Source organism: Peribacillus sp. FSL K6-1552 (assembly GCF_038005205.1).
In the GTDB taxonomy this organism is placed as follows: Bacteria; Bacillota; Bacilli; order Bacillales; family DSM-1321; genus Peribacillus; species Peribacillus butanolivorans.
This window is the reverse complement of the sequence record NZ_JBBOST010000001.1, coordinates 4,159,848-4,174,805: the sequence shown is the minus strand read 5'-3', so window position 1 is coordinate 4,174,805 and position 14,958 is coordinate 4,159,848. Positions and strand designations below refer to the sequence as shown.

Genomic DNA, 14,958 nt, shown 5'->3' with positions numbered 1-14,958 from the left:
TGCTCTTTCTGTTATACCCGTTTTTCATAGATTTTGTCGAATTTCCAGTGAAAAAAAGAACTATTCTTTATAAAATACATGTTTAGCCCTTTACATCCATGCCATTTTTTTCGATAATAGTAATAATAAAGAGTTTTTCTGCTATTAAGTTTATTTGCACTTGTATCCGTTTCGGCGGATTTATTTTTTTCGCAAAAATTGTCACGTTTTGCTGAACAAAGGGAAGTGCTACCAATCATACTCAATCCGGTTAATATCCGGTGGCAGTTAAAGTGGGGTTAAGGTGATTAAATGGCTAACGATCAAATATTGACTGCCGAGCAGGTTGTAGAAATGGCCAGCTTATATCTTCAGCCGGAAGAAGCTGAATTTATTCATAGAGCGTTTAAGTATGCAGAGTATGCTCACCGAGAACAATTTCGTAAATCGGGAGAACCATATATTATTCATCCGATTCAAGTAGCGGGTATTCTGGCTGATCTTGAAATGGATCCTGCAACTATTGCGGCAGGCTTTTTACATGATGTTGTTGAAGACACGGAGGTCACTCTGAAGGATATTGAAGAGAATTTCAGTCCTGAAGTCGCCATGCTCGTTGATGGTGTGACCAAATTAGGGAAAATTAAGTATAAATCACAGCAAGAACAACAGGCGGAAAACCATAGGAAAATGTTCGTTGCGATGGCCCAGGATATTCGGGTCATATTGATTAAGCTTGCCGACAGACTGCACAATATGCGGACATTGAAGCATCTGCCGCAGGAAAAGCAGAGAAGAATTTCGAACGAAACATTAGAAATCTTTGCGCCGCTTGCTCATCGTCTTGGGATCAGTACGATTAAATGGGAACTTGAAGATACGGCACTAAGGTATTTGAACCCGCAGCAGTATTACCGAATCGTCAACCTTATGAAGAAAAAGCGTGCAGAACGTGAACAGTATTTAGAAGAAGTCATTGATGAAGTGCGTAAAAACGTGCAAGAAGTCAATATTAAAGCAGACCTCTCTGGCAGACCGAAACATATATACAGTATTTATCGCAAAATGGCGTTGCAGAATAAGCAGTTCAGTGAAATTTATGACCTGCTTGCGGTTCGGATTGTCGTCAATAGCATAAAAGACTGTTATGCCGTTTTAGGGATCATTCATACATGCTGGAAGCCGATGCCTGGCCGATTTAAAGACTATATCGCGATGCCGAAGCCGAATATGTATCAATCCTTACATACGACGGTAATCGGGCCAAAAGGCGATCCGCTTGAAGTGCAAATCCGTACCTCCGATATGCATCGCATTGCCGAGTTCGGGGTTGCCGCACACTGGGCTTATAAAGAAGGAAAAGATGTTGGTGAACAGCCTTCATTAGAGGAAAAATTGACTTGGTTCAGGGAAATTCTTGAATTCCAGGATGACGCAACAAACGCCGAGGAATTCATGGAATCCCTTAAAATCGATCTTTTTTCTGATATGGTGTTCATTTTTACGCCAAAAGGCGATGTTATTGAACTTCCGTCAGGGTCCAATCCGATTGACTTTGCTTACCGGATTCACTCGGAAATCGGTAACAAAACGATAGGGGCCAAAGTGAACGGGAAAATGGTACCGCTGGATTATAAACTAAAAACAGGCGATATTATTGAAATTTTAACATCCAAGCATTCATATGGTCCAAGTCAAGATTGGCTTAAACTCACGCAAACATCTCAGGCGAAAAATAAAATCCGTCAATTTTTCAAAAAGCAGCGCCGAGAAGAAAATATCGAAAAAGGCAAAGAACTTGTTGAAAAAGAAATCAAGATCATGGAGTTTGATCTGAAGGAAATCCTGACATCTGAAAACATTAAGCGCGTTTCGGATAAATTCAATTTCCTGAATGAAGAAGATATGTATGCAGCGGTTGGTTATAACGGAATAACAGCCCTTCAGGTAGCGAACCGCCTTACTGAAAAATGGCGTAAGCAGAAGATGGTCGAGCAAGAAGCAGATATTTCGGAAGCAGTTGCTGATCTGAAAACTTTCCCTAATTCCTCCAAAAAACGTGACTCAGGTGTACGTGTACCGGGAATTGAGAACCTCCTTATCCGTTTATCACGCTGTTGTAATCCGGTTCCTGGGGATGAAATCGTTGGTTATATTACAAAAGGCCGTGGAGTCTCTGTCCATAGACAAGACTGTCCGAACCTAGAAAGCGGTGATTCCGATCATCGTCTTGTGCCTGTTGAATGGGAAAGCAGGATTAACGAACGTAAGGAATATATCGTTGAAATTGAGATCAGCGGGTATGATCGCCGCGGCTTATTAAACGAAGTGTTGCAAGCTGTCAACGAAACAAAGACAAATATTTCAGCAGTATCAGGTAAATCGGACCGGAATAAAGTGGCGACCATTCACATGTCGATTTATATCCATAACATTGCACATCTACAAAAGGTCGTCGACCGTATAAAACAAATTTCAGATGTCTATTCCGTTAGAAGGATTATGAACTAAGGAGTTTTATTACTATGCGTGTTGTTTTACAACGTTCCAAAGCTGCCAAAGTTGTTGTGGCAGGCCAAACAATCGGGCAAATTGACAGCGGACTAGTCCTGCTAGTTGGTGTCACCCATGGCGATACAATTGATGACACCGTCTATTTGGCCGATAAGATTGTTAATCTTAGAATTTTTGAAGATGAAAATGAAAAGATGAACCACTCACTACTAGACGTTGGTGGTTCGATTCTATCAGTTTCACAATTTACGCTATATGGCGACTGCCGTAAAGGCCGTCGTCCGAACTTCATGGACGCCGCCCGTCCTGAAGAGGCGAACAAAATTTATGAATCATTCAATGAAGAACTACGCAAAAAAGGCGTCCATACTGAAACCGGTCAATTTGGCGCAATGATGGACGTTCAGCTTACTAATGACGGACCTGTAACATTAATAATGGAAAGTAAAAAGTAACCTGCTGCGGCAGGTTTTTTTGTTGCGAAAAAGTGATTGTAAACAAATTGAAAGCCAGCTTCCATGGGAAGCTGGCTTGTCATTATTTGAAATACCGCGCCAATCCATTATAGATAGCGGTTGTAATGGTTTCTTGATATTCATTCGTTGTAATCCTCAATTCTTCAACAGGATTACTTAAATAGCCTAGTTCAATAAGTGTAGCTACACGATTGTTTTCACGGATAACATGGTAATCTCCGTATCGGGAACCTCGATTAGGCACCTGCATCGTGGATCCTAGTGAATTGGCAAGTGTTGAGGCAAAATTCTGTTGATAGTCATGATAGTAGAATGTAGTTATTCCACTCGCAATCTGATCTTTGGTGCTATCATAATGGAGGCTGATGAATGCATCCGCGTTATTGATATGTGAAGTGCTAACCCTTGAAGGCAGTGGAACATATGTATTACTGCTTCTTGTCAGAATCACTTTTGCACCTGCCGCATGAAGCTTGTCCCGCAGCAACTCAGCGGTACGGATTGTTAAGTTTTTTTCAAGAGTACCACCGACTCCAACTGTACCGCTGTCCCTGCCGCCATGGCCGGGATCGATTACGATGACTTTATCCGCTAAATATTTTTCAACGCCTGGACGCTGGATCTGCTCAGCATTACCTTCAATCGTCACAATCCAACCAGCAACATAAGCGGTTTGGCCATTCTTGAGTTTAATGGAGTACCAATCGCCCTCCATACCGAGAACGGAGAACGTTTCACCTTCTTTCACCTGCGCTACAATCTGCGAGTTGCCATCTGGCTTACTTCTAAGGATTGTCCCATCATGAATGGTGGTAATCTTACTGCCTTTTACGTCAATCTTCTTTTTCTTTGATGTTTGTTCGGCATTCTCTATTTCTAAATACCAGTTCACCACCCAGCCTTTTTTTGAATCAGAAAGCTGAAGCTGTGTCATTTGGCCTGTTGTTTGCAAAACTTGGTAGGTTTCATCCTTGTTTACCGAACCAATGATTTTACTGTTAGGAGAGGCCTTTTTCCGCACATTTAAACCAGAAACGGTTACTCTTGCAGTGGCACCTGCCTTATTGACTTTCTTCTCACTCTTATTCTTGCCCAATTCTATGTAAGATTCGGCGACCCAGCCATGGCTTCCTTGAAAATCAATTTCAACCCATTCGTTTTCAATTCGATAAACAGTAACCATCGTATTTTTATTCAGCTTACCGAGCGAGGCACTGCTTTTTGAAGGCTCAGAACGAACATTGAGACGGTCGACCAAAGTGACTCCCGTTTGCACGGATTGTTCCGATTCTTCTTTCTTCTGCTTCGTCTCTCTCTCTACTGCATTCTCGGAAGCCTTAGTGAGCTTGAGATAGTCAGAAGAGACCCAACCTTCGATTTCTGCATGTTTGATTTGAATCCAATTTTCATTTTTTTCAATAATGTCAACAGCCGTTCCTTTCGTTATCGAACCAACTGTTTGAAATGTAGTACCGGGGCCTGTACGGACGCGGACAGAGCTACCGGTAATTATTCCCTGACCTGATTCCTGCTTAACCTGATTTGAATCTGATTTTTTTCCCACAAGCCAATTGGCAACCCATCCCGTTTTACCGGCGCCAATCCGAATTTCAATCCAATCGCCATCTTCATTCACAATCGGATACGTTTCCCCTTTTGTAAGTTTTTTCACAATAGGAAAACTGAGGCCTGCGCCTTCACGGACATTGACCACCTTGGTCGTCACGACAATTTCCCCTTCGTTTTCTCCAAATGCTTGATTGACGGGGAAAATCGCTGCTATTATCAGCAATAGGATCAGGCCAAATAATCCTGATTTCTTCTTCATAAGTTGTCTCTCCCTTTTATATCTATTTGTATGTATTCTCGTTCAATAAAAAATTTCCCTCCTTAATTGTGCAAAAAACATTCTTTTTAGGAAAGAATAAGTCTTATTAACTAATGGAGGGAAGCCATATGAAATTCAGCGAAAAAGACCAAACGAGTTTAAGTGGGGGCAATCAAGTACTAGGAGTCGATTTTCACGATTTTATTCAAAAGGAACAAAGCGCAAATCTAATTGAATTAGCATCCGAATTCGGAGTCAATGTCCGAACAATCAAGAATATGAAAAAACATTTGAACCAATAAAATACGACAAAATTCTTAGCCTATCTTGACATTTGATGTTAACGTCCGTATGATTATAAAGTATCAGACCTATTACTGCAATAACCAATGATGGAGAAGAGTAATTAAGAAACACATGAAAAGAGAGGAAATGCCGAGGCTGAAAGCATTCCACATGATGACTTAATGAAAGAACCCTCCGTAGGCTTCACTCTGAACGAATTTTTTTAGTAGGAGATGGACGTAAAGCAGGCGTTAACTGTTTTTGAGCGGAGGCACTTATTTAATTGTGCTTCAACTAGGGTGGCACCACGGGATATTCAACTCTCGTCCCTTGTAACGACTATGTTACAAGGGGCGGGAGTTTTTTGTTTGGAAAAAATTCAGTACAGCGTCGTATAAGAAATGACGCATTGCTTTAAAGGAGGAAACAAATATGTCTATTCAGATTCCTAGAGGTACGCAGGATTTATTGCCAGGTCAAACGGAAATTTGGCAGTATATCGAAAAGACAGCGCGTGAGATTTGTCACCGTTATCAATATAAAGAAATCCGTACACCGATTTTTGAGCACACAGAGCTTTTCTTACGTGGTGTGGGAGACACAACCGATATCGTGCAAAAAGAGATGTACTCATTTCAGGACCGTGGTGAACGGAATTTGACCCTTCGTCCTGAAGGCACTGCTTCTGTTGTTAGATCATACATTGAGAACAAAATGTTTGGTTGGGCAAATCAACCGGTCAAACTTTATTATATCGGGCCGATGTTCCGTTACGAACGTCCGCAAGCAGGTCGCTTCCGTCAATTCGTTCAATTTGGTATCGAGGCATTAGGAAGTAAAGATCCAGGAATTGATGCAGAGGTTTTATCGCTGGCAATGAATCTTTATAAAGAGCTTGGGTTGACAAAACTGAAGCTCGTGATAAATAGCCTTGGTGATAATGAAAGCCGGACAGCGCATCGCAATGCGTTAATCAAGCATTTCGAACCCCGTATTGGCGAGTTTTGTAGCGATTGTCAAAACCGTCTTGAAAAAAATCCATTGCGTATTCTGGATTGTAAAAAAGATCACGATCACGAATTGATGAAAACGGCACCTTCCATCATTGAATATTTAAATGATGAATCGCGTACCTATTTCGAAAAAGTGAAACAACACTTAACGGATTTGGAAATTGAATTCGTTGAAGATCCGACGCTTGTGCGCGGCCTGGATTACTATAATCATACGGCCTTTGAAATTATGAGTGATGCGGAAGGTTTTGGTGCGATTACGACACTTTGTGGAGGCGGCCGTTATAACGGGCTTGCTGAAGAACTTGGTGGTCCGGAAACACCTGGGATTGGCTTTGCGCTCAGCATTGAACGTCTGATTGCAGCACTTCAAGCAGAAAACATCGAACTTCCGATCAAAAAGGGCATTGACTGCTACCTTGTTTCACTAGGTGAGTCCGCTAAGGATTATAATGTCAAACTTGCCTACCAATTGCGTAATGCCGGTTTTACAGTCGAAAAAGACTACCAAGACCGTAAAGTAAAAGCTCAATTTAAATCAGCCGATCGCCTTGAAGCAAGATACGTGGCGACACTCGGAGATGATGAATTGAAAAATAATACAATTAATCTAAAGTTCATGGAAACCGGTGAACAAGTCCATATGGATCTTGCTACATTCGTTGAACAATTTAAAAAGCTACAGGCTTAAGGGGGAAATACCATGTTTGGCAGAACATACTTCAATGGAGAAGTTACAGAAGCAGCTATTGGTGAAAAAGTTACATTAAAAGGATGGGTACAAAAACGTCGTGATTTGGGCGGAGTAATCTTTATCGACCTTCGTGACAGAAGCGGAGTTGTACAAGTTGTTTTCAATCCGGACATCTCGGCAGAAGCATTGGCTACAGCTGAAAAAATTCGTAATGAATACGTTCTTGATATCCAAGGTTCAGTCATCAAACGTGATGAAGCTAACTTCAACCCGAATGTATCAACAGGTACAATTGAAGTTCAAGCAGAAAGCGTAACAATTTTAAATGAAGCCAAAACACCTCCTTTCATCATTGATGAAAGAACAGATGTTTCTGAAGATATTCGCTTAAAATACCGCTATTTGGACTTACGTCGTCCGGCAATGTTTGAAACGTTGAAAATGCGTAACCAAACAACTAAGGCGATTCGTGATTACTTGGACGGCGAAGGCTTCCTTGATATCGAAACACCTATTTTAACGAAAAGTACACCAGAAGGCGCACGTGATTATTTAGTACCTAGCCGTGTACACGAAGGTGAGTTTTATGCACTGCCACAGTCACCGCAAATCTTTAAGCAACTATTGATGGTATCTGGTTTCGAACGTTATTATCAAATTGCCCGCTGTTTCCGTGATGAAGATTTACGTGCTGACAGACAGCCTGAATTCACACAAATCGATATTGAAACTAGCTTCATGAGCCAGGAAGATATCATTAAAACGGCTGAAAATATGATGGCTAAAGTTATGAAGGATGTAAAAGGGCTGGACGTAACACTGCCATTCCCAAGAATGACATATAACGAAGCGATGAGCCGTTATGGTTCCGACAAACCTGATACACGTTTCGAAATGGAACTTAAAGATGTTTCAGAAATCGTGAAAGACAGTGATTTTAAAGTGTTCACAGGTGCTGTTGCAAATGGTGGACAAGTTAAAGCGATCGTAGTTAAAGGCGGAAATGCAGATTATTCCCGTAAAGACATTGATGCATTGGCTGAATTTGCAGCTATTTATGGTGCAAAGGGCCTTGCTTGGTTAAAAGTAGAAGAAGATGGCGTAAAAGGACCAATTGCTAAATTCTTCGCTGAAGACCAACAGCAATTAGTTGCAGTATTAGAAGCAGAAGTAGGCGACCTGATCTTATTCGTTGCTGATAAGAAAAGCATTGTTGCGGATGCACTTGGTGCGCTTCGTATCAAGCTAGGTAAAGAAAGAGGCTTGATCGACCAAAGCAAATTCAACTTCCTATGGGTAACGGACTGGCCATTACTTGAATACGATGAAGAAGAAGGACGCTATTATGCAGCTCACCATCCATTCACAATGCCATTCCGTGAAGACCTGGAAAAACTGGAATCAGACCCAGCCAGTGTCCGTGCACAAGCGTATGACCTTGTCTTGAACGGCTACGAACTTGGCGGTGGATCACTGCGTATTTTCGAACGCGACGTTCAAGAAAAAATGTTCAAAGTGCTTGGATTCACAGAAGAAGAAGCAAACGCACAATTCGGCTTCTTAATGGATGCTTTCGAATATGGAACACCTCCACACGGCGGAATCGCACTTGGATTGGACCGTATGGTAATGTTGCTTGCGGGTCGTACAAACCTTCGCGACACCATCGCGTTCCCGAAAACAGCAAGCGCAAGCGACTTGCTAGTTGACGCTCCAAGTACTGTAAGTGATAAGCAATTAGCAGAACTTAGCTTAAGACTTGCTGCATTAAAGAAATAATTTTATTGGGAAAAAATATGAAAATTTACCTAGATGCTTTCTCTTGAAACGGAGTAAAGCATTATGATATGATATTTTCAACAAGTAAGAGTCCTGATGTGTTCGTTCTTTAACCTATAAGTTTTGACCGAACACTTATAGTTACCGGGAGCACTAGTTTCCTGGCCGCGTACATGCCTCCCTCGTAGAGGACTTACAAACGCGAGGAACCGAGCACCCACCTGCGGAGAGCGGGTTCAAAACAAAGGCGTAAACGGCACAATTGGGACTCTTATAACTTACAAAGCAACTCATGTTGAGTAAACATGGGTTTTTTTGTGCTGAAAAATCTGTACTCACGAGTAAAAGGGTGAAACTCACGAGTAAAAAGCAGAAACTCACGAGTAAAAAGCAGAAAGTCACGAGTAAAAAGCTGAAACTCACGAGTAAAAAGCTGAAACTCACGAGTAAAAGCTGAAACTCCCGAGTAAAAGGGTGAAAGTCACGAGTAAAGGCTGAAAGTCACGAGTAAATGCCCAAACTCACGAGTAAAAAGCTGAAACTCACGAGTAAAAGGCTGAAACTCACGAGTAAAAGGTGAAAGTCACGAGTAAAAAGCCCAAACTCACGAGTAAAAGGCTGAAACTCACGAGTAAAAGGTGAAAGTCACGAGTAAAAAGCCCAAACTCACGAGTAAAAAGCTGAAACTCACGAGTAACCACTATTTTTCAGATGCCCAGGCAGGAATCAAAAGCATGATCACAGAAAATATAGAAGAAGGAGTGATGAATTAATGAAAAAACCATGTGAAAAGCCAATGAAAATGCTTAAACTGGAGGCATTAAGCAGAAGGCTCTCACCAAACCATCCTAAACAGAAAAAAATAACGAATGATTACCGGAAAATCCGTACTGGTTTTAATGGAGAATCAAGTATTGGAAAAGAGTTAAAGGATCTTTCAAAAAAATATCAAGTATTTCATGACCTCAGACTGAGCCGCGATGAGAGCAGCTTTTTCCAAATGGACTTTCTTATCGTATCTACGAATTGCTGCATTATCATCGAGGTGAAAAACTTTGCCGGATTGCTCTATTTTGACCGCACCTATCCTCAATTGATTCGGACAAAAGATGGACAGGAACAAGCCTATCTTGATCCGCTTATCCAGGTTGATGTGCAAAAATCACGCTTAATCAATTGGCTTAACCTTCATAAACTCCCGCTGCTTCCGATTGAAACGCTCATTGCAAATGCAAACTCGAACACCATCATTAAGACTACTCCTGGTCATGCCTCCATCTTCAAGCAAATCACCGGAAAAGAAACACTCATCTCAAAAATTCAAACTCTTGAAAAAAAGTATCCATCTGCGCAATTAACCCAAAGGCAACGCAATAAACTATCAAACACATTCCTTCAAAAAAATACTCCACATAATCCAGATATACTCAAATGGTATCAAATCTCTGAAACAGATCTTCTCAAAAGTGTTCACTGCCCAGAATGTTCAATTCTCCAAATGCAACGTCACTGGGGAAAATGGACATGCGCGCAATGTTCTTACACTTCCAAAGATGCCCACATTCAAACTCTTCGTGATTATGCCCTCCTCATAAGGCCCAAGATTACAAATAAACAAGCGCGGTTATTTTTACAAATTGAATCGATAGATATCATGCAAAGAATACTCTCTACCATGGAATTGCCTTATACAGGGCAATATAAAAATCGAGAATATAACCTTGATGGCTTATTTCACGAGTAAATGGCAGAAACTCGCGAGTAAAAAGCTGAAACTCACGAGTAAACGTCCGAAACTCACGAGTAAACGTCTGAAACTCACGAGTAAACGTCCTAAACTCACGAGTAACCGGCAGAAACTCACGAGTAAATGTCTGAAACTCACGAGTAAACGTCTGAAACTCACGAGTAACCAGCTGAAACTCACGAGTTAACATCAAAAACCCCCATTTAAGGAACACTCTACAATATACATTCGTAAAGTATGTAGTAAGGTTGAAATAATTAGAGCAAGGAAAAAGAAAGTAGTGAGGGCTTTGAAAGACTTATTGGATGCTAAGAGGAGAGAAATGCTTCAATTAGTGGAGCAGCTTGTGAATATTGATAGTGGTTCTTATACAAAACAGGGAATTGATAAAATTGGTACGATTTTAAAAACGAAATTTGAGAGTCTTGATTTTATTGTGAATATTGTGGAACAAAAGAATTATGGCAATCAACTAGTTATTCAGCATCGTGATGCGCTTCAACCACATATTCTCGTTGTCGCACATATGGATACAGTTTTTCCAGAAGGGACGGTACAAAAACGTCCTTTTAAAGTGATAGGAGATCGCGCATACGGACCTGGTGTTGCTGATATGAAGGCAAGCTTAGTCGAACTTTTTTATGCGATTCTTTGTATGAAACAGGCAGGGAAGACCGGGTATAAACATATTCAAATCATTCTCAATAGTGATGAAGAAATAGGGTCTCCTTCTTCTGCTTCACTCATTTCAGCGAATGCGGCAAATAAGAAATTTGCGTTAATTCTAGAGCCGGCGAGGTCGGATGGTTCACTTGTTACGGCGAGAAGAGGCTGCGGGCAATTTAAAGTGGACATAGTAGGAGTGTCTGCTCACTCGGGGATAGAACCGGAAAAAGGACGAAGTGCAATTGAAGAATTGGCTCATAAGATTATCGCACTGCACAGGTTAAATGATCTTAAGCAGGGGATTAGTGTAAATGTCGGGATAATTGAAGGCGGTTCAGCTGTCAATACCATTGCCTCCCACGCCGCTGCCTTTGTGGATGTGCGTATCTCAGAAAAAAAACAGGAAGTTATTATCCTAAAACAAATGAAAAAAATCTGTGCTCACACTTATATTGCGGGAACGAAAACGACGCTTAGCGGCAAAATGGACCGGCCACCCATGGAAAAGAACGAACAAACGACCATTCTATTAGAGGCTATCAATCAGGCGGGGCAGGAAATCGGCATCAATATCACCGATACGGCTACGGGGGGAGGTTCAGATGCTTCTTTTACATCTGAATTAGGAATTGCAACCGTAGACGGGCTAGGTCCAATTGGCGGGAATGCACATAGTGAAGACGAGTATTTAGAAATTCCTAGCCTAACAGAACGAACGCTACTTCTAGCAACAGTTCTTCAAAAATTGTCTACAATGAACTAGTATACTAATTCCGATAACTCTGCTCATATTTCACTTGTCATAAATGATGTTTATGATATATTGTTAATTGGGAATCTAAATAAGAACAGAATTTATTGGAGTTGAATATATATGCTGCATCAGTTTTCTCGAAATGAATTAGCGATTGGTAAGGAAGGCATAGATATACTGAAAAACACGACCGTTGCTGTTCTAGGTGTAGGTGGCGTCGGTTCCTTTTCAGCTGAGGCATTGGCACGTACAGGAGTAGGTCGAATTATCCTTGTTGATAAAGATGATGTCGACATTACTAATGTGAACAGACAGATTCATGCTCTTCTCTCAACTGTAGGTCAGCCGAAAGCGGAATTGATGAAGACCCGCATTCAAGATATTAATCCGGACTGCGAAGTAATCGCGCTAAAAATGTTCTATACAGAAGAAACGTTTGAAGAGTTCTTCAGTTATAATCTTGACTATGTCATTGATGCATCAGATACGGTCATTTATAAGATACATGTGATGAAGGAATGCCTGAAACGAAATATTAAGGTGATTTCAAGCATGGGCGCTGCCAATAAAATGGACCCGACCCGTTTCCAAATTGCTGATATTTCTAAAACGCATACAGATCCGCTTGCCAAGGTCATTCGTACAAGATTGAGAAAAGAGGGCATCACAAAGGGAATTCCTGTCGTCTTTTCCGATGAAAGCCCGATTGTCATTCGTGAGGATGTTCGAAAAGAAGTCGGCAATGACAATGCAAAAATCCGTAAAGCTCAAATGCCGCCATCTTCCAATGCATTCGTACCATCTGTAGCTGGCTTAATTGCGGCCAGTTGGGTAATCAATGATATTGTAAAAGACATTGAAGTTCGCCGTGTTAATGACTGATAGACATTTAACTGACTCTAAACGGAGTCAGTTTTTTTTGTTCATATTATCATGAAAATATTTTTTATTAACATTTTTTTCTATGACATATAGACGGAGTCGATAGAATGAGATACACTAATTTCAGAATATTATTTTTATTTAAATATTCTGTCAATGAGAATAATATACTAAATTAGGGGGTTTCAAATGAAGAAGAAAAAGCTAGCAGGAGTGTTTCTATCACTTTCACTAGTAGCTGGGGCGCTGGCAGGTTGTAATAGCGACTCGAAAACTAGCAGTTCAAGTGGAGGCTCATCCACCTCGGGTGACACAATTAAAATTGGTGCCAATCTTGAATTGTCAGGCGGAACTGCATCATTCGGTCAGTCGGCTGCGGATGGTTTGAAACTGGCCATCGAAGAAATTAATAAAGAAGGCATTGACGGAAAAAAGCTAGAAATCATTAAAGTTGATAATAAATCTGATGCAGCAGAAGCTACCAGTGGTTCAATTAAATTAGTCAGTCAGGACAAAGTTGTGGCTGTAGTTGGATCAGCTACAAGCACAAACACTTTGGCACAGGTTCAAGTCGCTCAAGATAATAAAGTTCCTCTACTCACACCAACGGCAACAAATCCCGACATAACAAACAAAGCTGGAAAATTAAACGATTATGTGTTCAGAACTTGCTTTATCGATCCATTCCAAGGGACGGTTGCAGCTAATTTCGCATCTGACGATATTGGGGCGAAGACTGCAGCAATCTATGTAGATAGCGCAAGTGATTATTCAAAAGGATTAGCCGCTGCATTTAAAGAAGCATTTACTGCAAACGGCGGTAAAATTGTAGCGGAAGAAGCCTATGTAACGAAAGATACTGATTTCCGCGCAACATTAACACGTATCAAATCTGCAAAACCGGAATTCGTTTTCCTTCCTGGTTATTATGAAGAAGTTGGACTTATCTTAAAGCAAGCTCGTGAAGACGGCATCGACCTTCCATTCATGGGCGGAGATGGCTGGGATTCTCCGAAAGTCGTTGAAATTGCTGGGGCAGAGGCATTGAAAAATACCTTTATCACTAATCACTATTCTCCAGAAGATGAAGATGCAAAAATCCAAGATTTCGTTGCAGCTTACAAAAAGAAATACAATAAAACACCAGATGCTTTTGCTGCCCTTGGCTATGACACTGGGTACTACCTGGCTGACGCTATCAAAAGATCTGGAGATGCTTCTCCCGAAAAAATCAGACAAGCATTGGAAGATGTCAAAGATCTTCAATTAGTATCAGGGACTCTTAACCTCGATAAAAATCATGATCCAATCAAATCAGCTACTATTTTAGAATATGTAGATGGTAAACAAACATTTAAAACAAAAATCAATCCATAATAGTTAAGCGGATAGGGGGCAAGTCCCCCTATTCTATCTTCACTAAAAAAACACCTTTTCGGGGAGAGTGCAATATGGAACTGATTCAGCAATTGGTAAATGGCATTTCACTCGGCAGCATTTATGCATTGATTGCTCTTGGCTATACGATGGTATACGGGATCGTCAAGCTGATAAACTTTGCTCATGGTGATGTATTTATGGTTGGTTCATTTGTTGGTTTTTACTCAATTACGGTATTGGACTTATCCTTCATCCCAGCTTTATTGATTTCGATGGTCACTTGTGCCATCTTTGGCGTTTTAATTGAACGGATTGCATATAAACCCCTTCGTAATGCAACACGGATTGCGGCCTTGATAACGGCCATCGGTGTTTCCCTTCTGATAGAAAATGGGCTGATTTACATCCGGGGCGCTCAGCCGGAAGCCTATCCAAATAATGTCCTTCCGATGGATAAACTCGATATATTGGGAGTTTCCATCAGCAGTCAATCGATATTGATCTTATCTGTATCCATCATTTTAATGATCATCCTACAATTTGTTGTACATAAAACAAAAATCGGCAAAGCCATGCGTGCCGTTTCATTTGATTCCGAAGCGGCTACGCTTATGGGCATCAATGTCAATAATACGATTTCCGCTACCTTCGCAATAGGTTCGGCTCTTGCAGGGGCGGCAGGTGTTATTTTTGGAATCTACTATATTAAGATTGAGCCGTTAATGGGTGTCCTTCCTGGCCTTAAAGCCTTTGTTGCAGCAGTTTTAGGCGGCATTGGCATTATTCCTGGAGCAATGGTCGGCGGTCTACTGCTTGGAGTCATTGAGGCGTTGGTAAGTGCCGCCGGTTACTCTTTATGGCGTGATGGTGTGGCTTTTATCGTACTCATCTTGATATTAATTTTCTTGCCACAGGGCTTATTCGGTAAAAATAAAAGAGAAAAAGTATAGGGGAGACATAG

The 14,958-nt window shown here is 41.1% G+C and carries 11 protein-coding genes, 1 other RNA gene and 1 other annotated feature; of the genes, 11 read left to right on the top strand and 1 reads right to left on the bottom strand.

Annotated features, from left to right (window positions below; genetic code table 11):
- Nucleotides 1-291 precede the first annotated feature (291 nt).
- Nucleotides 292-2,490: a RelA/SpoT family protein gene (locus NST21_RS20070; protein ID WP_057218857.1), complete on the top strand. Its 2,199-nt coding sequence runs from the start codon at nt 292-294 to the stop codon at nt 2,488-2,490.
- A gap of 14 nt (nt 2,491-2,504) precedes the next feature.
- The gene (gene dtd / locus NST21_RS20065; protein ID WP_340890878.1) at nt 2,505-2,948 is read left to right on the top strand and encodes a D-aminoacyl-tRNA deacylase; all 444 of its coding nucleotides are present in this window, start codon (nt 2,505-2,507) and stop codon (nt 2,946-2,948) included.
- Between the two features lie 82 nt (nt 2,949-3,030).
- Here dtd and NST21_RS20060 read toward each other — a convergent pair whose 3' ends face one another.
- A complete protein-coding gene (locus tag NST21_RS20060) occupies nt 3,031-4,797 on the bottom strand; it encodes an SH3 domain-containing protein (protein ID WP_340890877.1) in 1,767 nt (588 codons plus the stop codon).
- 128 nt (nt 4,798-4,925) lie between these two features.
- On the opposite strand from NST21_RS20060, the gene NST21_RS20055 reads away from it, so the two are divergent.
- From NST21_RS20055 to NST21_RS20015, 9 genes are all read left to right on the top strand, one after another.
- Complete coding sequence (locus NST21_RS20055; protein WP_053347121.1) at nt 4,926-5,099, top strand: hypothetical protein; 174 nt, start codon at nt 4,926-4,928, stop codon at nt 5,097-5,099.
- A 78-nt stretch (nt 5,100-5,177) separates the two neighbouring features.
- Nucleotides 5,178-5,416 (top strand) — a binding site (T-box leader).
- A gap of 98 nt (nt 5,417-5,514) precedes the next feature.
- Complete coding sequence (gene hisS, locus NST21_RS20050) at nt 5,515-6,786, top strand: histidine--tRNA ligase (protein ID WP_056528351.1); 1,272 nt, start codon at nt 5,515-5,517, stop codon at nt 6,784-6,786.
- A 12-nt stretch (nt 6,787-6,798) separates the two neighbouring features.
- Nucleotides 6,799-8,568, top strand: a complete 1,770-nt coding sequence (aspS, locus tag NST21_RS20045; RefSeq protein WP_340890876.1) for an aspartate--tRNA ligase — start codon at nt 6,799-6,801, stop codon at nt 8,566-8,568.
- An 87-nt stretch (nt 8,569-8,655) separates the two neighbouring features.
- Nucleotides 8,656-8,841: non-coding RNA, 6S RNA (gene ssrS, locus NST21_RS20040), on the top strand.
- A 499-nt stretch (nt 8,842-9,340) separates the two neighbouring features.
- Nucleotides 9,341-10,312, top strand: coding sequence for a nuclease-related domain-containing protein (locus tag NST21_RS20035; RefSeq protein ID WP_340890875.1), 972 nt, complete (start codon nt 9,341-9,343; stop codon nt 10,310-10,312).
- A gap of 325 nt (nt 10,313-10,637) precedes the next feature.
- Complete coding sequence (locus tag NST21_RS20030) at nt 10,638-11,744, top strand: M20 family metallopeptidase (protein WP_340890874.1); 1,107 nt, start codon at nt 10,638-10,640, stop codon at nt 11,742-11,744.
- Between the two features lie 111 nt (nt 11,745-11,855).
- Nucleotides 11,856-12,617 carry a tRNA threonylcarbamoyladenosine dehydratase gene (locus NST21_RS20025; RefSeq protein WP_340890873.1) on the top strand — a complete coding sequence of 254 codons (762 nt, stop codon included), beginning with the start codon at nt 11,856-11,858 and terminating at the stop codon, nt 12,615-12,617.
- A 189-nt stretch (nt 12,618-12,806) separates the two neighbouring features.
- Nucleotides 12,807-13,994: an ABC transporter substrate-binding protein gene (locus tag NST21_RS20020; RefSeq protein ID WP_340890872.1), complete on the top strand. Its 1,188-nt coding sequence runs from the start codon at nt 12,807-12,809 to the stop codon at nt 13,992-13,994.
- A 74-nt stretch (nt 13,995-14,068) separates the two neighbouring features.
- Complete coding sequence (locus NST21_RS20015; RefSeq protein ID WP_340890871.1) at nt 14,069-14,947, top strand: branched-chain amino acid ABC transporter permease; 879 nt, start codon at nt 14,069-14,071, stop codon at nt 14,945-14,947.
- The last annotated feature ends 11 nt before the right edge of the window (nt 14,948-14,958 follow it).

What these genes read in the sequence shown, in the direction of transcription:
- NST21_RS20015 (WP_340890871.1), top strand. Translation starts at nt 14,069, where the DNA reads ATGGAACTGATTCAGCAATTGGTAAATGGCATTTCACTCGGCAGCATT.
- NST21_RS20070 (WP_057218857.1), top strand. Translation starts at nt 292, where the DNA reads ATGGCTAACGATCAAATATTGACTGCCGAGCAGGTTGTAGAAATGGCC.
- dtd (WP_340890878.1), top strand. Translation starts at nt 2,505, where the DNA reads ATGCGTGTTGTTTTACAACGTTCCAAAGCTGCCAAAGTTGTTGTGGCA.
- NST21_RS20035 (WP_340890875.1), top strand. Translation starts at nt 9,341, where the DNA reads ATGAAAAAACCATGTGAAAAGCCAATGAAAATGCTTAAACTGGAGGCA.
- NST21_RS20025 (WP_340890873.1), top strand. Translation starts at nt 11,856, where the DNA reads ATGCTGCATCAGTTTTCTCGAAATGAATTAGCGATTGGTAAGGAAGGC.
- hisS (WP_056528351.1), top strand. Translation starts at nt 5,515, where the DNA reads ATGTCTATTCAGATTCCTAGAGGTACGCAGGATTTATTGCCAGGTCAA.
- NST21_RS20060 (WP_340890877.1), bottom strand. Translation starts at nt 4,797, where the DNA reads ATGAAGAAGAAATCAGGATTATTTGGCCTGATCCTATTGCTGATAATA.
- NST21_RS20020 (WP_340890872.1), top strand. Translation starts at nt 12,807, where the DNA reads ATGAAGAAGAAAAAGCTAGCAGGAGTGTTTCTATCACTTTCACTAGTA.
- aspS (WP_340890876.1), top strand. Translation starts at nt 6,799, where the DNA reads ATGTTTGGCAGAACATACTTCAATGGAGAAGTTACAGAAGCAGCTATT.
- NST21_RS20030 (WP_340890874.1), top strand. Translation starts at nt 10,638, where the DNA reads ATGCTTCAATTAGTGGAGCAGCTTGTGAATATTGATAGTGGTTCTTAT.
- NST21_RS20055 (WP_053347121.1), top strand. Translation starts at nt 4,926, where the DNA reads ATGAAATTCAGCGAAAAAGACCAAACGAGTTTAAGTGGGGGCAATCAA.